This is a genomic window from Pedomonas sp. (assembly GCF_036515995.1).
Taxonomy (GTDB): Bacteria; Pseudomonadota; Alphaproteobacteria; order Sphingomonadales; family Sphingomonadaceae; genus Pedomonas.
Map to the genome: position 1 here is coordinate 1 of NZ_DATBUP010000274.1, position 19,018 is coordinate 19,018.

A 19,018-nucleotide genomic window follows, 5' to 3' on the forward strand; every position below is an offset into this window, starting at 1 on the left:
GGGCATCTCATCCCAACAATTGATATAATTGCTCTGCCTCACGCTCTGGAAACCCCCTGACTCCCCGGTCACCGTAAAGCTCCCTCGACCCCCGGCAAATCCCCAAGCAGAGGCAAGAAACGGAAAGGAAGGGAAGGCTCAACAGAACATGCCGCGTACGTCCCGTTAAAACAAAAGGGAGGTTGCCAGGAGGGACAAGCCCCTCCTGCGAAAAGAAATCACTCAGTAATGGAAATCACTCAGTAATCAGCGTCAGCTCGGTCCGGTACTGCTGGGCCAGTTCGGCATAGTGCTGCGGGCCGCCCTTCAGCAGTTCCAGTTCCTCGGGCGCGAGATCGCGGATGTAGCGGGCCGGACGGCCGCCCCACATCTGGCCGGAGGGCACGCGCTTGCCCGGCGTCAGCAGCGAGCCTGCCGCCAGGAATGCGTTCTTCTCCACCACGCAGCCGTCCATCACGGTGGAGTGCATGCCGACGAAACAGCCGTCTTCCAGCGTGCAGCCGTGCAACAGCGCCATGTGGCCGATCAGGATGTCGTTGCCGATGGTGGTCGGGTGGGTGTCCTTGCTGATGTGGACCACCGTGCCGTCCTGAATGTTGGTGCCCGAGCCGATGCGGATCGAGTGATCGTCCCCGCGCACCACCACGTTGAACCAGATGGACGTGCGCGAGCCGATCACGACATCGCCGATCACCTGCGCGCCGGGCGCGATGAAGGCGTCTTCCGCAATCTGGGGAACCTTGTCGCCAAGGGCATAGACCGGCATGGCAATCCTTTCGTCAAAACGGAACTTAGGCGGGGCAGCGGCGGTGCTGATCAGGGGAACAGCGGCGCCTGTTCCAGACCCATGGTTTCAGGCAGGCCGAACATCACGTTGAAGTTCTGGATGGCCTGACCGGAAGAGCCCTTCACCAGATTGTCGATGGCCGAGACGACGATGGCGCGGCCCGGAATCCGGTCGGGGAACACGTTGATGACGCAGTGGTTGGAGCCGCGCACCATGCGCGTGGCGGGCGCGACGCCCTTGGGCAGCACGTGCACGAACGGCTCGTCCGCGTAGCGCTGGGCGAGAGCCTCGCGCAGTGAGTCGGCGCTCTGGCCGTCCGTCAGCTCGACGGTGATGGTCTCCAGCTCGCCCCGGTTGATGGGAACGAGGTGCGGCGTGAAGCTGACGTAAAGCTTTTCGCCTGCGGCTTTTCCAAGTTCCTGCTCGATTTCCGGCATGTGACGGTGGTGGCCCAGCCCGTAGGGGGCTATGGCCTCGGCCACTTCCGGAAACAGGTTGGCTTCCTTCAGGCTGCGGCCCGCGCCGGAGACGCCGGAGAGCGCATTGATGGTGATGTTGCGCGGCGCGATGCGCTTGCCCTCAAGCAGCGGAATGAGCGCCAGCAGCGCGGCGGTCGGGTAGCAGCCGGGGCAGGCGGCGAGGCGGGCCGTCTTCAGCTTCTCGCGGGCGTGCTCGGTCAGGCCGTAGACCGCCTCGTCCTGCAGCTCCAGCGCCGCGTGCGGGTTGCCGTACCACTCCTCGTAGGTGGCAGCGTCCCGCAGGCGGAAGTCGGCGGAAAGGTCGATCACCTTGGGCGGGTTCGGGCCGCTGAAGATCTGCTTGATGATCTGCTGGCTGGTGGCGTGCGGCAGGCAGCCGAACACAGCGTCCACTTGGGCGAAGTCGATGGATTCGGCCGTCACCAGATCGGGCAGCGGATAGGCCTTGAAGTGCGGCCACACGGCATCAACCGTTTGCCCTGCCTTGCGTTCGCCCGAGAGCGCCACGATCTCGATCTGCGGATGGGTGAGGGCTAGGCGGATGAGGTCCGCGCCCGTGTAGCCGGAGGCGCCCAGCACCGCGATCTTCAGCTTGGTCATTGGCCGAATTCCCGTGAAACAGACTGTCACAAAAACCGGCGCACAGTAGGCACCTGCTCGGCAAGGTGCAAGCCATCAACACGGCAGGCTTCATGAACGAAACAAAGGGCGCGCCTTGCGGCGCCACCCCTGTTTCTGTCCGATGCGGCTCGGGCTGGTCTTATGCCAGGTTGTTGGGCAGCTCGCCCAGCGCCTCTTCCAGGTCGTTGAAGCTGGGAGCCAGCTCGCTCGGCGTGTTGCGGCGGCCGATCTCCACCGCCACCTGCGGGGCGAGGCCCTGAAGGTGCGCAACGATGACGATCTTGGCGAGGTTCATGAACTTGCCCTCGGCCTCCAGCACCTGCCCGAGGCGCTGGGCGATGGGCCCGACGACGCAGTAGGACAAGAGCACGCCGAGGAAGGTGCCGACCAGAGCGCCGCCGATCATCGCGCCGAGGATCTCCGTGGGCTGGTCGATCGAGCCCATAGTCTTCACCACGCCGAGCACGGCCGCCACGATGCCGATGGCGGGCAGGCCGTCCGCCATGATCTGCAGGGCATGCTGGGCCTGATGCTCTTCCTCGTGGTGCTTCTCCAGATCCTTGTCCATGGCGTCTTCCACCTGGTGCGGATCCTCGAAGTTCATGGTCAGCATGCGCAGGTAGTCGCAGATGAACTCGATGAGATGGTGGTCCGCCAGCAGGCGCGGGAACTGCTGGAAGATCTTGGACTCTTCCGGCCGCTCGATGTGCGATTCAATGGCGACGATGCCCTTGGTGCGCACCGTCTTGACCAGCAGGAACAGGAGGCACAGCAGATCCTTGTAGTCGTCCTTCTTCCACTTCTCGCCCTTGAAGGCGCGGCCGATGCCCTTGCCCGCCTTCTTCAGCACAGACATGGAATTGCCGACGATGAACGCGCCGAGCGCGCCGCCGCCCACGGCCATGAGTTCGTGCGGAGCCGCGTGAAGGATGATGTCGAACTTGCCTCCGGCCAGGACGAACGAGCCGAAGACGCAGACAAAGACGACAACGAGACCGATGATGATGAACATGGCGCACGCGGACCCAAGTTGGTTAACCGCGGCCATTCTGACCCCTTATGCTTAAAGCGAGGTTACCAACGGGTGAGGGGGCGGGCCTTCCGTGTTCTGCCGGACCATGCAGGGCAAGCAAACAGGCTGTCTATCCTGCCAGCTTATCTGACCGTCAGTCTGCGATATCGTCCATAGAGTTTAATCGAAATGATCTGGCTGGCGAGGTGGGACATGGGCCTGCGCGGGGTAAACAGGGTTATGATCGCGGTGCGCGATCTGGAAGCTGCAAAGCAGCGCTATACAGATCTTCTCGGTGCAACCTTCGAGGACGCGCACTGGACGGGCGAGGCCTTCGGCATCTCCGTGTCCATTGCGTGGGATGCCGGCATCGAGCTGTGCGCGCCTCTGCCCGGCCGCGAGAAGACCAGCGCCGTCTCGGCCTATCTCGAAACTCATGGCGAAGGGGTGATGAGCGTCTTCTTCGGCGTCGACGATGTGGACGCGGCTCGCGCTCGGGCAACCGAGGCTGGCTTCGGCAGCATTCACGCGCTTGATTACACCCGGCAGGAAATCGACAGCCATCTGGGCGGAAAATTCAGCCGCTATCAGGAAGCCGTCCTGAACACCGCAGGCGAACTGGGCGTGAGCGTCTGCCTCGCGCGGCTTGATCCCAAGTAGGGCCGGGGGCGGGCCTTTCGTGTGTCATCAGGCTTCCAGTCCGCCTTGCCGTCGGCCCGGCTCGCTCTAACTGTACGAAAAGGAAAGACTTCGCTCTTTCCCATCTCTCTTCTGGATGACTTCGGTAACCTCGCGCCACGAGCCCTGAACGGGTTCGTGGCGCGGCTTTTTCGCGTGCGGCACGTTGGACGGTGCCGTTCTTCCCTTGGGGCGCTGCAAAAGAAAAGCCCCCGCGCCGTCAGCTCGAAGGCTGGGGGCCGGGGGCTCGGGTTGGGTCAGGCACCCGTAAGGGGGCTGTCCTGCAGGCCAGACGCCTGATCTTGCGCTTATTCTTCCTCTTCGGTCGCCTTCTCGCCGATGTCCTTCAGCCACTTGCCCAGCGCGATCGGGTTGAGTGCGCCGCGCGCCCGCTCGGCACCGGGGCCGACGGGGGCGTCGTCATTCGCCTTCATCACGCGGTTGGCCTTGGCGGTGGGCGAATCCTGCGCCGGATCCACCTCGCGGGTCACCGTCTCGCCCGGCACGCGGTAGCGCTGCTGCGGGTCGCGCTCGGCGCAGACGATGATTTCCTCGCCCACGGTCAGGCTGCCGTTGGGGGCGGCGCAGGCGCGGCGGACTTCATCGGGCGTGATCGCCTGACGAATGCGGCGCTGGTACTGCTCGGTGGTGCTCGGCGCCTGACTCGAGGCGGCGCGGGCCGCCTGGGTGCCCGGTGACACGACCGGCTGCACGTCCGCCGGCTGGGTGGCGGTTTCGGGCCGGGGCTCGGCCGGAGACTGCGGATCCGTCTGCGCGAAGGCGGACGGCGTCAGCAGGGCAAGGCCCAGAACTGTGCCCAGAACGGTGGCCAGGGCGGGAAGGGCCAGGGCGGGAAGGGAAAGACTGTTCGACATAGATTTCATCTCCACCCGCAACGTTTAGCACCCATGGGGGCCGCCGCAAATGGCGGCATGCCGCGCACGCCGCCATGTGTGGCTTTTATGTCTCCCCGGCCGACCGCCGGTTTGCGCGCTTACTGGTACTTCACCGAGCAGCCGTAGGGCTTGGTGGCATTCTCCGCCACCGGCTTGCCCGCCTTCACGCTGGTGAGCGCGGCGGTCACATAGTTCTTTGCGGTCTTGATGTCTTCCGGGTTGGCGGTCGGCTTGTCGTCGATCGCGCCCATGTAGACCAGCGTCCCCTTGGGGTCGATCACATACATATGGGGCGTGGTCTTGGCTTCGTACAGGCGGCCGACCGTGCCTTTCTCGTCCAGCAGATAGGCGCTCGGCGCGGCCTTCTGGGCTGCCAGCAGATCATTGGCCGCCTTCGGGGTCAGGTGGCCCTGCAGGCCGCTGGCGGACGAGTTGACCGTCAGCCACACCACGCCGTCCTGGGTGGCGGACTTCTGCAGCGTCTGCATGTTGCCGCTGTTGTAATGCTTCTTCACGAACGGGCAGTCGAGGTTGTGCCACTCCAGCACCACGGTCTTGCCCTTGTAGTCGGCCAGCGAATGGCTCTTGCCGTTGGAATCAACGGCGGTGAAGGTAGGGGCGGGCGCGCCGACCTTGGGCGCGGCCAGCGCCGGGGCGGCGAGGGCGACCGATACGGCGAGGGCGGACAGCAGGGACAGGGGTTTCATGCGTCAATTCCTCCGGCAGTTATTGGAACGCCTGGCGGTTCCAACCTTGGGCGCTGAATACAGGTGACGGAACGCAACGGGTGACGGAACGCAACGGATGACAGCGCGCCTTACGCCACCGTCTCGATGAGCAGCGAAGGCGTCAGGATCTGGGGCAGCACCACCGGCGCGTCGGCGGTCGAACCCTTGGGGAAGTAGAGATAAAGCGGCACGCCGTCCCGGCCATGGCGGCGCAGCACGGCGGTGATGGCATCGTCGCGCCGGGTCCAGTCCCCCACCAGCACGGAAACCCCGGCGGCGTTGAAGGCATCAGCGACTTCGGCGCGCTCCAGCGCCACCCGCTCGTTGACCTTGCAGGTCACGCACCAGTCCGCCGTGAAGTACACGAACGTCGGCTTGCCCTGTTGCACCAGGTCGTTGAGCTTGGCCTCGCTGAACGGCTCCACGCTCAGACCGCCGGCGGTCTGCACGGGCGCGCCATTGCTGGCAACGGCTTGCGTCACGCCGAGCCTGGGCACGCTGAGCCCGCCGGCAAGGGCGACGAGCAGTGCGGCCAGCCCCCAGCCGAGACGCATCGGCTTGCCGGTGCCCTGTCCCCGGCCCATCAGCCACAGGCCGAGCGCCATCAGCAGCGCGACGGCGAGGCCCGCCACCATGGCGTCCAGCCCGAGCTGACGGCCGACGATCCAGAACAGCCACAGGGCAGTGGCGAACATGGGGAAGGCGAGCACGCGGCGGAACGTGTCCATCCACGCGCCGGGGCGCGGCAGCAGGGCGCGCAGCGGGCGAATGAAGCCCAGCAGCAGGAATGGCAGCGCCATGCCGAGGCCGAGCGCAAGGTACACAAGGAAGCTGAGCGCGGGCGGCAGGGTGAGGGTCGCGCCCAGCGCCGCCGCCATGAACGGGGCGGTGCAGGGGGTGGCGACCAGCACGGCCAGCGCGCCGGTCCAGAACGAGCCCTGCGCGCCGCCGCGCGAGACGAGGCTCTGCCCGCTGCCCGCAAGGCGGGTGGTGATCTCGAACACGCCCGCCAGATTGAGGCCGATGGCGGTCATCAGCAGCGCCAGCAGGGCGACCATGCGCGGGTCCTGCAGGTGGAAGGCCCAGCCCACCGCCTCGCCGCCCGCCTTCAGCGCCAGCAGCAGCCCGCCGAGCAGGCCCATGGTGACCAGCACGCCCGCCGTATAGGCCAGCCCTTCGGTGCGGGCTTCGCGCTCCGAGCCGCCGCCGGCGCGGGCAAGGCTGAGCGCCTTCAGGCTGAGGATGGGGAACACGCACGGCATCAGGTTGAGCAGCAGGCCGCCCAGCAGCGCGGAGACGAGCGCCAGCGGCAGGCTCACGCCCGCTCCATCCGTGCCAGCCCCATCTGGGCCAGTCGCGCCGCCAGACGCGCCAACGGCGGCATTGCTGCCGCCGCCCGGGGAGGAATGGCCGTCCATGCCGCCGCTGGTGATCACCTTGCCCGGAGGCAGCGCGGCAGACAGGCTGTCGTCCCGCGTGGCGGTGATGAAGAAGGCATCCGGCTTGGGCGCGCCCGCCAGCCTCACGGTGAGAATGCCGGTCACCGTCTCCATGTCCGGCTTGTAGCCCACCGGAATGCTGAGGCGGAGCCGCCCATCCGCCACCTGCGCGTCCTGCGTCGCGGTGTAGGAGATGACGCCGTCCTCCAGCGGGAAGAACAGCACTTCCTCGATGTCGGTATCCGGCAGCGCCCACGGCGTGTGCAGGGTGAAGCGGTCATCTGAAGTGGCGAACTTCACCGGCCAGTCGACGTGCGTCGGCATGGCGGCGCGGGCCTTGGCGAACAGGTCGCGCTTGGCGGGGGCCGCCGCGCCGTCGCCCGCGGGCAGGGTGAGCTTCAGCTCCGCGTCCTCGGGCACGCACTGCTGGTCGTCGCACACCAGCCAGGCAACCTTGGCGCTGATCGGCACGGAGCCGCCCGGCTTCAGATCAGCCGGCGGGGTCAGCGTGACAAGCAGGGTCGAGGCCCCCTCGTAGGCGAAGTTCAGCAACTCGCCGCCGAACGGCAGGCGGATCGGGGTCGGGTACTCCAGCTCACCCGCCTTGAACCCTTCGGGCAGCTGCCACGTCACCGTGGTCTCCATGCCGCTGTCGCCGGGGTTCTTCCAGTAGGTGTGCCACTTGGGCTGCGGCGTCATGGTGAGCGCCAGCGCCAGCGGCTTGCCCGGCGCAACCGAGGCGGTCTCGGCCGTCAGTTCCACGGTGGTGTGCGTGCGCGACACCGGATTGGCCAGCCCCGTGCCCGTTGCGGCGAGGACGATTGCACCTGCGAGGGAGAGTGTTTTCAGCATGGCCCGAGAATAGGTAGGTTGATGAGAAGGCGAAAGTCTGCCGGAAGATCCTACGCCAAAAGTTGATACGAGGGGCTTCGGCTTTTCCCTTCGTCGCTTGGTCGCAGCGGCCGCACATGTCGGCCCAAAGAAAAAGGGCGCGGTCCGAAGACCACGCCGCATAGAATAATCGTTTTATAAATTAGATGCGCTTTGACCTAAATTATCAGAGTAATGGTCTCCACTGTTTATTTCATCAGTGAGAGATTCCATTATTTTTTTTACTACTAATCCAGCTGCTAATTCTGAAATGTGGTCATCATCATAATAGAGAGGTTCACCGTTGAGGTGGGCAGCACACCGTCCGCCGATTTGGGTGTTACAAAAAATCCGATCGGGATAAATTCTAATTATCTTGCCATTGCCCGGAGAAATTGCATCTAAGACCTTAAATGTCCGCCTATTTCGTTCTTGGAAAGTTTCATATGACACAGAAGCGTCGGCAGGTTTGATCGAGTTGTTGCGCTTATAAATTTTCGCCAGACGCATAGGAACATTCCAACCCATCTCAGGCACCGGATAAATAAGGATCACGGTGCGGCCGGTATAAAGAAATGATTCTATCGATCGGGTCAGGTGTTTTGCTATCTGTTCCGAGTAATTTTCGTTACTGTCGTTAATATCCCATGTCCATGGGTCGCCTTCTTCGACTCCACCTTCCTTGTTATTAAAGCGGATCTCTTCGATAAGGAGGGGCCATCTGCCATGTATAATTATTGTTTTGGGTAGTGTCCCCGAGTTCTCTCTTAGAGAAGAAAATATCGATTTGCGTAATTCCCTGCAGAGGTTGTCTCTGGCATTGGGTTGTTTCAAGTTGGCGTCTTTGAGTGGGATGCAACTGCTATAAGTGAGACTTTTTCCTGCCAAACCCAAGGCTGTTGCTTGTGTGTCTATGGCCTTCAAGAGGGCGCCTGCATGGCTGTCGCCCAAAAGGGCGAAGCTGGTATTCGACTTCTGGTTGCCAATGAGGCAGCCAGCGCTAACAGAAGGATCTGCATCCAATTTAGACCAGCATGGACGTGTATATTTATGTAGGAGATCAGAATTAGTATTGTTGAGCGCTGCTACTACAGGATCGACCGTGGCAACGAAGCCGCGCGAGACATGGCCTGAGAGGCCGATAGCCAAAAATAAAGCGCAGCCGGCGGCCGAGCCAATAAAAATTGTGGTGCGTCCAATAGACTTGCGATTTCGAAAAGGGGCCTCGATAAATCTCCAGGTCAGCCAGGCCAGCATTAGAGATGCAGCAGCTAATATAAGCATGGTGATTGTCGACGGCGGATTAAGGCTCTCAAGTCTTGCAAAGGCAAAGAGTGGCTGGTGCCATAGGTAGGCACTATAGCTAATTAGTCCAATCCCCACGAATGGTTTGGTGGAAAGTAGCCGAGATGCGTAGGTATTGGGAGTGGCGTATAATATGATTAGGGCGGTGCCCAACGTGGGGATTAGGGCATATAAGGATGGGAAAGGCGTGGAGTGGTCAAAAGCAAAGATTGCGTAAATGATGAGAGCCAGTCCTATGGCGGACAGGTAATTATCTCGCCATGAATTAATGCTTATTTTCCCGCCAAAACTGATCCAAGCGCAAATGGACCCAATGAGCAGTTCCCAAGCCCGGAAAGGGGTAAGGTAGAAATTTGCACTAGGATTATTGCGCCATCCCCATTCGGCCAGTGTTAAGCTAGCGATAGCGATTGCAGCAAGAAAATAAGGGACGGACTTCCGGTGGAATCGCCAAACAATTAGAATTAATATTGGAAACAGTACATAATATTGTTCCTCAACAGCCAGACTCCAAGTGTGCAGAAGAGGTTTTTCTTCTGAAGCCGCGCCAAAATAATCATCTTCTTTCCAGAACAGAACGTTTGAGCTGAACAGAACTATTGCCAGTAAACTTTGCGAAAAGTCGACGAATTGCCGGGGCAGCATCCATAACCAAGCAAGGGGGAGGCAAACCAGCATGACGAAGAACAGGGCAGGTAAAATCCTGCGCGCTCTGCGTTCGTAAAAGCGGATTAGAGAGAAGGTTCCTGCCTCCATCTCCTTTAAAATTATGCTTGTGATGAGATAGCCTGAGATGACGAAAAAGATATCGACTCCGACAAAGCCCCCGGAGAATTGGGAAATGCCGGCATGAAACAAAATGACTGGCAAAACAGCTATGGTTCTAAGGCCGTCAACCTCTCTGCGATATTCCACTCGCTATCCTCTCAAACTCTGATTGCGACGGCGAGGTTGTGACCTAAGGCTGTTATTTTGGTCAAGCTCCAGTTGAGGAAAGGTTGGCTCTTTTCATTATAACTTAGCTCAGGACTGAGTTGGTGATATCAGAAGTCGGTTGAGGAGGGGGTATGGACAATTTGCTGCTTCTTCAAGGTTAGGCTTATTGGCGTTTGGTAAGGCGTCAAGCGTCCCTCTCATTCCTTCACCCCAAAGAAAAAGGGCGCGGTCCGAAGACCACGCCCTTTTTCCGGTAATCGTAGGCTTGCGCCCCGAGTTCCGTTCCGTCGCGATTAACGCTTCGAGAACTGGAAGCTGCGGCGAGCACCGGCCTTACCGTACTTCTTACGCTCGACGACGCGGGCGTCGCGGGTAAGGAAGCCGGCAGCCTTCACGGCGCCGCGCAGAGCCGGCTCGTAGCGGCTCAGAGCCTGAGCGATGCCGTGCTTCACGGCACCGGCCTGACCGGACAGACCGCCGCCGACAACGGTGGCGATCACGTCGTACTGGCCTTCGCGGTCAGCGACCTGGAACGGCTGGTTGATCACCAGACGCAGGGTCGGACGAGCGAAGTAGACTTCCTGGTCACGGCCATTGACGGTGATCTTGCCCGTGCCCGGCTTCACCCAGACGCGCGCAACGGCGTTCTTGCGGCGGCCGGTCGCGTAGGAGCGGCCGTAGGCGTCGATCTGCGGCTCGCGAATCGGAGCGGCGGTGACAGCTTCACCGTCGCCAGCGCCGAGGGACTTCAGGTCCTCAAGGGTGTGCTTCTCGACCATTACGCGCCTCGCTTATTCTTGGCGTTCATCGATGCCACGTCCAGCACCACCGGGCTCTGGGCCTCGTGCGGGTGTGAAGCGCCGGCATAGACGCGCAGGTTGCGCATCTGCTGGCGGCCGAGCGGACCACGCGGAACCATGCGCTCAACGGCCTTCTCGAGGACGCGCTCCGGGAAGCGGCCACCCAGAGCCTTGTCGGCGCGGATTTCCTTGATACCGCCGGCATAACCGGTGTGACGGTAGTAGAACTTCTGCGTCAGCTTGCGGCCGGTGAACTTCACCTTGTCCGCATTGATGACAATGACATTATCGCCGCAATCCACGTGGGGAGTGAAGCTGGTCTTGTGCTTGCCGCGAAGGTGGTTGGCGATGATCGCGGCGAGACGGCCTACAACAAGACCTTCAGCGTCGATCAGCAGCCACTTCTTTTCCACCTCCGCCGGTTTGGCGACGTAGGTCTTCATGGTGTGCCTCGGTGTTCACGAAACGAATGACGACGGAAAATCCGCCGCCGAACCGTGCGCTAATTGCGTGAGGCGAGGCGTAAAGTCAAGGATAAAGCGGGTTTTCGGGGTGTGGTAATTTAATACCACACCGCCTGTCGGGGTCGGATTTCAGTCCGCAGAATGGCGTTTGAGAATCTCCAGCGGGATGAGCAGGAGCGTCGCCTCGTTGGTGGCTTCCAGCTTGAGCGGCGGCGCAACGCCCGCCTGCAGTGCCTCCACCCAGCGCAGGGCGCACAGGCACCAGCGATCGCCGGGCTTCAGGCCCTTGAAGTCATGCTTGGGGCGGGGGGTGGAGAGGTCATTGCCGCGCTTCTTGCTGAACGCGAGGAATTCCTCGGTCATCACCGCGCAGACAAGGTGCAGGCCGATATCTTCCGGCCCGGTGTTGCAGCAGCCATCCCGATAGAAGCCGGTGCGCGGATCGAAGGAGCAGGCGGTCAGCCGTCCTCCCAGCACGTTGCGCGGCGAACCGTGGCGCTCAACCGGGTCGTCGAAGGCCATACCGCCTCCTGATCTAGAATCGGGTTTCTGTCTTCACCCATTCGAGATAGGGGCCAAATCCGCCGATAACAGGCCATGCGACAATGCAAGGCGTATCATAGGGGTGAATTTCGCGCAGGCGTGCGACGAGCGCCTCGATCCGGTCCGCCGTGGTTTTGAATATGGCGATGGTCTCGGCGTCCCGTTCGATGCGCCCCTCCCAGCTGTAGAGGGAGGTGGCGCCGGTCATCAGGTTGCCGCAGGCGGCCAGCTTCTCGCGCACCAGAGCGGTGACGGCCTCCTCCACGGCAAAGTCCGCCGGGAAGGTGACGTAGACGCTCACGACGTCCGTCTCTGGCCCTGTCTCTGGTGCGCTGCTCATCCTTGCCTCGCCTGTTGCGGGGTCGTTCAGGCAACCCGGGCGATGTTACGGCCGCGGTGCGCATAGAACAATGCCGCAGCCAGCAGAACGGCTGCGCCGCCCTGGTGCGCCACGCCCAGCACGATCGGCACGGCGTGCAGAATTGTGAGGATGCCGAGCACGATCTGGAAGGCGAGCGCGATGCCGAACAGCATGGCGCGGTTCTTCATGCTCTCGATGCCGGTGCGGAAGCCGTCCACCATCCACAGCACGCCGACCAGCGCCAGCATGTAGGCGATCATGCGGTGAATGAACTGCACGACGATGCCGTTCTCGGCCAGGTTCAGCCAGCCGAGCGCGGCCTCCCACATGTTGGGCGGCACCAGGCTGTCGCCCATCAGCGGCCAGGTGTTGTAGGCGAAGCCCGCGTTGAGACCGGCAACGAACGCGCCCATCACGATCTGCGCCACCAGCAGCACCAGGAACGGCACGGCCCAGCGGTTGGCGCTGGCCGGGGCGGGCTGGCGGGTGCGGTCGGCCAGCAGGTTGAGTGCGGTCCACACAAGGCCTGCCAGAATGGCGAGCGCGATGCCCAGGTGGGTGGCAAGCCGATAATGGCTTACGTCCGTGCGCTCGGTCAGGCCGGAGGAGACCATCCACCAGCCGACGGCGCCCTGAAGGCCGCCCAGCAGCAGCAGGCCCCAGAGCGGCTTCTTGTAGCCTTGCGGAACGCGGCGGCGAATCAGGAACCAGAAGAACGGAATGGCGAAGGCGACGCCGATGAGGCGACCCAGCAGGCGATGGCCCCATTCCCACCAGAAGATGCCCTTGAAGTCATCCAGCGACATCCAGGCGTGCTCAAGCTGATACTCGGGGATCTGCTTGTAGGCCTCGAACGCCTCGTGCCAGTCCTCGTCCGTCAGCGGGGGGAGGGTGCCGGTCACCGGCTTCCACTCGACGATGGACAGGCCCGATTCCGTCAGCCGGGTCGCACCGCCCACAATCACCATCAGGAAAACAAGTCCGGCCACCAGCAGCAGCCAGGTGGCAACGGCGCGCCGGTTCGACTGCGACTGGGCAGCCCCGGCAGACAGGGTCTTCACGGTATCGCTCATGGCCAGTTCCCCTAGGCGGAACCGCAAGCGCCGCCAAGCCCCTGCGACATAAGGCGTGGGCGCGGCGCGGCAGGCGCGCCGCCGCGAGAAGCGGGGCGTCGCCTGGAAAGGGTGAAAGACCTTCGGACGAAACAACTTCTGGCGAAACAATTACGGGCAAATTGACCTTGCACGAAAGAATTGCAGGAAAAGGCTTGTCGCAAGTTCGGTGTGATAATATATCATGGCCCGACGCGAGGAGTTTATTCTGGATGCCCAGGCCTGACTGGTTGGATTTTTCCGCGATCGGCGTGTCCGGTCTGTGCCTGGTGCATTGCCTGGCCAGCGGCGCGTTCGTGGTCGGCCTGTCCGCCGTCAGTCTGACTGCTCCGGCAAGCCATGAATTCCATCTCTACACGCTGACCATCGCCGCCATTCTGGCCGCGTGGGCACTGGGGCGCGGCTGGCTGCGCCTGCGCCGCACAGCGCCGGTGGCGCTGGGCGGGCTGGGCATCGCCCTGATGGCCGCCGGCGTGCATCCGGCCATGATCGGCTGGCCCGAGGTGGCGCTGACGGTGGCAGGCGTCACCGTGCTGGCGCTGGCCCATGTGCTCAACTGGCGCGGCCTGCGGAAGCTGGACTGCGGCGGCGCCTGCGCTCGTCACAGGGCCCCGGTTGCGCGGCTCAAGGACGCGGCCTGACCGAATATTCAGCCCCGAAGATTGCGGCGCACCCTCAACAGGGGTAATGCTGGGGTTGAGGAAATTATGGCGCACGATCATCCTGTACATTGCGAGCACGGCGAGCATCTGACGCCTGACGCGCGTCTGTCCGCTGCCGAGGCGGCGCTGGAGCGTCAGGGCGAGCAGTGGACCCCGCTACGGCAGTCGGTTTACGAAGCTTTGTCGAGCTTCGAGCAGCCGGCCAGTGCCTACGATATCGCCGAGCGCGTCTCGGCCCGGGAAGGGCGGCGCATCGCCCCCAACACGGTTTACCGCATCCTCGACCTGTTCGTGGCGACCAACCTCGCCAAGCGCATCGAGAGCCGCAATGCGTTCCTCGCCTGCGATCATCCGGACCATGTGCACGACTGCATCTTTCTGGTGTGCGACCGCTGCGGCGTGACCACCCACATCGATGACGACGGCATTGCCGGCGAGATTCGCAGCGCCGCCAAGGCGCGCGGCTTCAAGCCGGAGCACCCGGTCATCGAGGTAAAGGGCCTCTGCGGCACCTGCACCGGCGAGTAGGGCATCGTCCCGCCCTGCATCGCCCCATCCTGCACCTCATCGCCGCCGTTGATCGCTGCCCTCTGGTCAGCCGCGCTTCGCTCCGCTACCTCACGCTGAACAGGTTCTTACAATACACGGTCTCTCCGGGCGGGCTCGATTCTGCCGCCGGGCCGTGGCGGGCGCAAGCGGAGGCCAGATGGAGCGCGGATATCAGCGGCTGATGGAGTACCCCTGGGTGGACCGGGCGGTTGACCTCGGTCTCGGCGTCATGGGCGCGATCCTCATTCTGCTGATCGGCTGGTACATCTCGGGCTGGATGAGCCGGAGAGCCAGGACGCTGATGATGGAGCGCATCCGGGTCGATGACACCGTGGCGCTGTTTCTGGCGGCGGTGGTGCGCTACGGCGTCATGGTGATGGTCGTCGTCATGGCGCTGCCCCAGTTTGGCGTCTCGCCCACCAGTATCGTCGCCGTGCTCGGCGCGGCGGGCCTTGCCATCGGCCTTGCGCTGCAGAACACCCTCTCGAACATCGCGGCGGGCATCATGCTGGTGTTCCTGCGCCCCTTGCGGGTGGGGGAGACGGTGGAGGTGGGCGGCATCACCGGCACGGTGATCGGCGTCGGCCTGTTCACCACCGAGATGCGCCGGTTCGACGGCCTTTATGTCTCCATGCCCAACTCGCAGATCTGGTCCTCCCACGTCCTCAACTACAGCCGCAACGCCACGCGGCGAGTGGAGGTGCTGGTGGGCGTGGCCTACGACGCCGACCTGGAGCGCGCCCGCGCCCTCCTGCTGGAGACGGCGCAGGCCTTGCCGGATGTGCTGACCGATCCTGCGCCCGAGGTCGTCATCACCGCCCTCAACCAGAGCAGCGTGGACATGAGCGTGCGCGCCTGGGTGCCTGCGTCGGAATACACCAGGCGCTGGTCCCAGCTGAACCGCAACGTGAAGGAAACGCTGGCCAGTAACGGCATCGAAATTCCGTTCCCGCAGCAGGTGATGCACGTGGTCGGGCAGACCCCCGCCGCAGCGCTGACCGATGAGCAGGTTGCCGAGGCGCTGAAGGAGCAGGCGGCAAAGGGGGACAGAGGCTAGCCCAAGACCCCGTGCAGGCGGCAGGGGGTAATTGAAACGCGCCCGGCTGTGTTTCGCCGCCGCAAGCAGTACTATATTCATAAGCAGCTGAGCGGGCTGAATGGCTGGAACTTGCGCTGTTCATTCGACATACAGCCCATTCCTCGTTATGAGGTGCCCATGATTCCTTATTCGAAGTGGAGTTTCGCGTGACCCAGCGTCCGCACACGCCCCTGCTCGATGAGGTTCGGCTGCCTGCCGATCTTCGCCGTCTGACGCCCGAACAGCTGCCCCAGCTGGCAGAAGAGGTGCGGCAGGAGCTGATCCATGTCGTCAGCCAGACCGGTGGCCATCTTGGCGCGGGTCTTGGCGTCGTTGAACTGACGGTGGCACTCCACTACGTGTTCGACACGCCGCGTGACGTGCTGATCTGGGACGTGGGACATCAGGCCTATCCGCACAAGATCATCACCGGCCGGCGCGACCGCATGACGACACTGCGCCAGGGAGGCGGTCTCTCGGGCTTCACCAAGCGCTCCGAGAGCGAGTACGACCCGTTCGGCACGGCCCACTCGTCCACGTCCATCTCGGCGGCGCTGGGCTTCGCCATTGCCAACAAGCTGTCCGGCTCGCAGGGCAAAGCCATTGCGGTCATCGGCGACGGCGCGATGTCGGCAGGCATGGCCTACGAGGCGATGAACAACGCCGCGCAGGCGGGCAACCGCCTCATCGTCATCCTGAACGACAACGACATGTCGATTGCCCCGCCGGTGGGCGGCCTGTCGGCGTATCTGGCCCGCATGGTCTCGTCGCGCTCCTACATGTCGATCCGCGACATCGGCCGCGCGCTGGCCAAGCGCCTGCCGCGCCCGCTGTTCAAGGCGGCGCAGAAGGCCGAGGAGTTCGCTCGCGGCATGGCGACCGGCGGCACCCTGTTCGAGGAACTGGGCTTCTATTACGTCGGCCCCATCGACGGGCATAACCTTGAGCATCTGGTGCCGATCCTCGAGAACGTGCGCGATGCCAAGGACGGACCGATCCTGATCCACGTGGTCACCAAGAAGGGCAAGGGCTACGCCCCGGCCGAGGCCAGCGCCGACAAGTACCACGGCGTCAGCAAGTTCGACGTGATCACCGGCGCGCAGGTAAAGCCCCAGGCCAAGGCCCCGCAGTACACCAAGGTGTTTGCGGACGCGCTGGTGAACGAGGCCAAGCGTGACGACAAGGTGGTGGCCATCACCGCCGCCATGCCGTCCGGCACGGGTCTCGACACCTTCGGCAAGGCGTTCCCGGCCCGCACGTTCGACGTGGGCATCGCCGAGCAGCACGCCGTCACGTTCGCAGCGGGCATGGCGGCGCAGGGCTATCGTCCGTTCGCGGCGATCTACTCCACGTTCCTCCAGCGCGCCTACGATCAGGTGGTGCATGACGTGGCGTTGCAGAACCTGCCCGTGCGCTTCGCCATCGACCGCGCCGGTCTGGTGGGCGCGGACGGCGCGACCCACGCAGGCTCGTTTGACATCGCCTACCTCGCCACCCTGCCGAACATGGTGGTGATGGCCGCTGCTGACGAAGCCGAGCTGGTGCACATGGTTCACACCATGGCGCTGCATGACAGCGGGCCGATCGCCTGCCGTTATCCGCGTGGCGAGGGCACGGGCGTGCCGCTGCCGGAGGCGCCGCAGCGCCTTGAAATCGGCAAGGGCCGCATCGTGCGGGAAGGCACCAAGGTTGCCATCCTGTCGCTCGGTACCCGCCTGACCGAAGCGCTGAAGGCGGCGGACGATCTGGCTGCCAAGGGTCTGTCGGCAACCGTTGCGGACATGCGCTTCGCCAAGCCGCTGGACGTGGATCTGATCCGCAAGCTGGCGCTCACCCACGAGGTGGTGCTGACGGTGGAAGAAGGTGCCGTGGGCGGTTTCGGCGCGCATGTGCTGACGTACCTGTCGGACGAAGGTTTCATCGATGCGGGCCTGAAGGTGCGCACCCTGCGCCTGCCGGATACCTATCAGGATCAGGACAAGCCGGAGAAGATGTACGACGAGGCGCACCTGAACGCGCCGCATATCGTCGATGCGGCGCTTTCCGCCCTGCGCCACAACTCCCCCGCGACCGCGACCGCGTAATCGCCGGGACTGGAGACTTGAAGGCGTGAGCCGGAAAATACGTGTTGATCAGGCGTTGGTCGAGCGCGGGCTGGTGGAAAGCCGGTCCCGCGCTCAGGCGCTTATCATGGCAGGCGTCGTGTTTGCCGGTGAGCGCAAGATCACCAAGGCCGGCGATACCATTACCGAAGAGACCGGGCTTGAGGTCAAGGGGCGGGATCACCCGTGGGTGAGCCGGGGCGGCCTCAAGCTGGACCATGCGCTGACCCATTTCGGCTGGGACATCACCAATGCGGTTGTCATCGATGTCGGCGCAAGCACGGGCGGTTTCACCGACGTGGCGCTGACACGCGGCGCGGCCCGGGTGTATGCGGTGGATGTGGGCCACGGCCAGCTGGCGTGGAAGCTGCGGCAGGACGAGCGCGTGGTGGTGCTGGAGAAGACCAACGCCCGCCACCTGACGACCGACATCATCCCCGAGCCGGTTGACCTCGTGGTGTGCGATGCCAGCTTCATCGGGCTCAAGACCGTGCTGCCCGCCGCCATGGCCCTGACCAGGCCGCACGCCCGGCTGGCGGCGCTCATCAAGCCCCAGTTCGAGGTCGGCAAGGAGCGCGTGGGCAAGGGCGGCGTCGTCCGTGACCCCGAACTGCACGCGGAGGTCTGCGCCGACATCGAGGCGTGGATGAACGAGCAGCCCGGCTGGCATGTGGTGGGCATCACCCAGAGCCCGATCACCGGGCCTGAAGGCAATGTTGAATTTCTGATCGCTGCGGAAAAACAGGCGTGACCACCTTGGCTGTTACCAATCTGACCGTGACCCATCTGGGCGCGCAGGGCGATGGCGTTGCGCCCAACCCCGGCGCGTCCAAGCCTGTTTACGTGCCCGGCGGCGTGCCGGGCGACACGGCCGTGGTGAACGAGAAGGGCTGGGTGGTCGAGCTCATTCCCGGACCGAACCGGGCCGTGCCGCCGTGCCGGCATTTCGGGGAATGCGGCGGCTGTACCCTCCAGCATCTGGCCCCCGAGCTGTATCACACGTGGCTGACCGACCGGATCCTGATGGCCTTGAGCCAGCACGACATCACCGTGCCGCCGGAGAACATCGCCGCCCCCCATGTCAGCCCGCCGAACACCCGCCGCCGCGCCACCTTCCGCGCCACGCGCAAAGGCAAGGCAATAGAGCTCGGCTTCAATGTGGAGCGGGCGCACACGCTGGTGGATCTTGCCGAGTGCCACGTACTGCACCCTGATCTGTTCCGCCTGCTGGCGCCTTTGCGCGCCCTTCTGGCCCGCGAACTGACGGACGGCCATGCGGCCAGCGTCGCCGTCACCCTTACCGACACCGGCGTTGACATGACGCTCGGCGGCCTCAAGCGGAAGGGTTTGCAGCAGGACGAATTCCTCACCCGCTTTGCGGAAGAGACTGATCTCGCCCGCCTGTCCATCGACACCGGCGTTGGCATCGATGTCATCATCGAGCGCCGTCCACCCATCATCCGTTTCGGCGGCGTGCCCGTGCGTCTGCCGGTTGGCGCGTTCCTGCAGGCGACTCCCGATGGGGAGGCCGCCCTGCAGGCCGCCGTTCTTGAATCCGTTGGCAAGGCCAAGGAGGTCGCCGACCTGTTCGCCGGG

The 19,018-nt window shown here is 63.6% G+C and carries 19 protein-coding genes; 7 read left to right on the forward strand and 12 right to left on the reverse strand.

The features are described from left to right. Nucleotides 1–235: 235 nt before the first annotated feature. From VIG90_RS19690 to motA, 3 genes are all read right to left on the reverse strand, one after another. Nucleotides 236–766, reverse strand: a complete 531-nt coding sequence (locus VIG90_RS19690) for a gamma carbonic anhydrase family protein (RefSeq protein WP_331595225.1) — start codon at nucleotides 764–766, stop codon at nucleotides 236–238. A gap of 50 nt (nucleotides 767–816) precedes the next feature. Next, nucleotides 817–1,866 (reverse strand): N-acetyl-gamma-glutamyl-phosphate reductase, encoded by a 1,050-nt coding sequence (gene argC / locus VIG90_RS19695; RefSeq protein WP_331595226.1) that lies wholly within the window; start codon nucleotides 1,864–1,866, stop codon nucleotides 817–819. Nucleotides 1,867–2,026: 160 nt separating this feature from the next. Continuing rightward, entirely contained in the window at nucleotides 2,027–2,935 is a 909-nt protein-coding gene (motA, locus tag VIG90_RS19700; protein WP_414695530.1) for a flagellar motor stator protein MotA, read from the reverse strand. Between the two features lie 153 nt (nucleotides 2,936–3,088). On the opposite strand from motA, the gene VIG90_RS19705 reads away from it, so the two are divergent. Further along, nucleotides 3,089–3,559, forward strand: coding sequence for a VOC family protein (locus VIG90_RS19705; RefSeq protein ID WP_331595227.1), 471 nt, complete (start codon nucleotides 3,089–3,091; stop codon nucleotides 3,557–3,559). 326 nt (nucleotides 3,560–3,885) lie between these two features. Here VIG90_RS19705 and VIG90_RS19710 read toward each other — a convergent pair whose 3' ends face one another. The 9 genes from VIG90_RS19710 to VIG90_RS19750 form a co-directional block, all read right to left on the reverse strand. Further along, nucleotides 3,886–4,452 (reverse strand): hypothetical protein, encoded by a 567-nt coding sequence (locus VIG90_RS19710; protein WP_331595228.1) that lies wholly within the window; start codon nucleotides 4,450–4,452, stop codon nucleotides 3,886–3,888. Between the two features lie 119 nt (nucleotides 4,453–4,571). Further along, nucleotides 4,572–5,180: a thioredoxin family protein gene (locus tag VIG90_RS19715; RefSeq protein WP_331595229.1), complete on the reverse strand. Its 609-nt coding sequence runs from the start codon at nucleotides 5,178–5,180 to the stop codon at nucleotides 4,572–4,574. A gap of 110 nt (nucleotides 5,181–5,290) precedes the next feature. Beyond that, nucleotides 5,291–7,492, reverse strand: a complete 2,202-nt coding sequence (locus tag VIG90_RS19720) for a protein-disulfide reductase DsbD family protein (protein WP_331595230.1) — start codon at nucleotides 7,490–7,492, stop codon at nucleotides 5,291–5,293. A 174-nt stretch (nucleotides 7,493–7,666) separates the two neighbouring features. Continuing rightward, nucleotides 7,667–9,730 (reverse strand): acyltransferase family protein, encoded by a 2,064-nt coding sequence (locus VIG90_RS19725; protein WP_331595231.1) that lies wholly within the window; start codon nucleotides 9,728–9,730, stop codon nucleotides 7,667–7,669. 314 nt (nucleotides 9,731–10,044) lie between these two features. After that, on the reverse strand, nucleotides 10,045–10,530 hold the full coding sequence (rpsI, locus tag VIG90_RS19730) for a 30S ribosomal protein S9 (protein WP_331595232.1): 486 nt from the start codon (nucleotides 10,528–10,530) through the stop codon (nucleotides 10,045–10,047). Beyond that, nucleotides 10,530–10,994 carry a 50S ribosomal protein L13 gene (gene rplM / locus VIG90_RS19735; protein WP_331595233.1) on the reverse strand — a complete coding sequence of 155 codons (465 nt, stop codon included), beginning with the start codon at nucleotides 10,992–10,994 and terminating at the stop codon, nucleotides 10,530–10,532. Before rplM ends, rpsI begins: the two co-directional genes overlap by 1 nt. A gap of 150 nt (nucleotides 10,995–11,144) precedes the next feature. Next, on the reverse strand, nucleotides 11,145–11,537 hold the full coding sequence (locus VIG90_RS19740; protein ID WP_331595234.1) for a DUF2237 domain-containing protein: 393 nt from the start codon (nucleotides 11,535–11,537) through the stop codon (nucleotides 11,145–11,147). Nucleotides 11,538–11,550: 13 nt separating this feature from the next. Beyond that, the gene (cutA, locus tag VIG90_RS19745; RefSeq protein ID WP_331595235.1) at nucleotides 11,551–11,898 is read right to left on the reverse strand and encodes a divalent-cation tolerance protein CutA; all 348 of its coding nucleotides are present in this window, start codon (nucleotides 11,896–11,898) and stop codon (nucleotides 11,551–11,553) included. Nucleotides 11,899–11,924: 26 nt separating this feature from the next. Further along, nucleotides 11,925–12,992 (reverse strand): COX15/CtaA family protein, encoded by a 1,068-nt coding sequence (locus VIG90_RS19750; RefSeq protein WP_331595236.1) that lies wholly within the window; start codon nucleotides 12,990–12,992, stop codon nucleotides 11,925–11,927. Between the two features lie 251 nt (nucleotides 12,993–13,243). Between VIG90_RS19750 and VIG90_RS19755 the strand changes: the two genes are divergently transcribed. From VIG90_RS19755 to VIG90_RS19780, 6 genes are all read left to right on the forward strand, one after another. Then, the gene (locus tag VIG90_RS19755) at nucleotides 13,244–13,672 is read left to right on the forward strand and encodes a MerC domain-containing protein (protein ID WP_331595237.1); all 429 of its coding nucleotides are present in this window, start codon (nucleotides 13,244–13,246) and stop codon (nucleotides 13,670–13,672) included. A gap of 66 nt (nucleotides 13,673–13,738) precedes the next feature. Further along, entirely contained in the window at nucleotides 13,739–14,221 is a 483-nt protein-coding gene (locus VIG90_RS19760) for a Fur family transcriptional regulator (protein WP_331595238.1), read from the forward strand. Nucleotides 14,222–14,399: 178 nt separating this feature from the next. Beyond that, nucleotides 14,400–15,299, forward strand: coding sequence for a mechanosensitive ion channel family protein (locus VIG90_RS19765; RefSeq protein WP_331595239.1), 900 nt, complete (start codon nucleotides 14,400–14,402; stop codon nucleotides 15,297–15,299). A 188-nt stretch (nucleotides 15,300–15,487) separates the two neighbouring features. Then, on the forward strand, nucleotides 15,488–17,404 hold the full coding sequence (gene dxs, locus VIG90_RS19770) for a 1-deoxy-D-xylulose-5-phosphate synthase (RefSeq protein ID WP_331595240.1): 1,917 nt from the start codon (nucleotides 15,488–15,490) through the stop codon (nucleotides 17,402–17,404). A gap of 25 nt (nucleotides 17,405–17,429) precedes the next feature. Then, nucleotides 17,430–18,173, forward strand: a complete 744-nt coding sequence (locus tag VIG90_RS19775) for a TlyA family RNA methyltransferase (protein WP_331595241.1) — start codon at nucleotides 17,430–17,432, stop codon at nucleotides 18,171–18,173. Continuing rightward, on the forward strand, nucleotides 18,170–19,018 hold an 849-nt coding region (locus tag VIG90_RS19780), incomplete at its 3' end, for a class I SAM-dependent RNA methyltransferase (protein WP_331595242.1). The genes VIG90_RS19775 and VIG90_RS19780, both read left to right, overlap by 4 nt.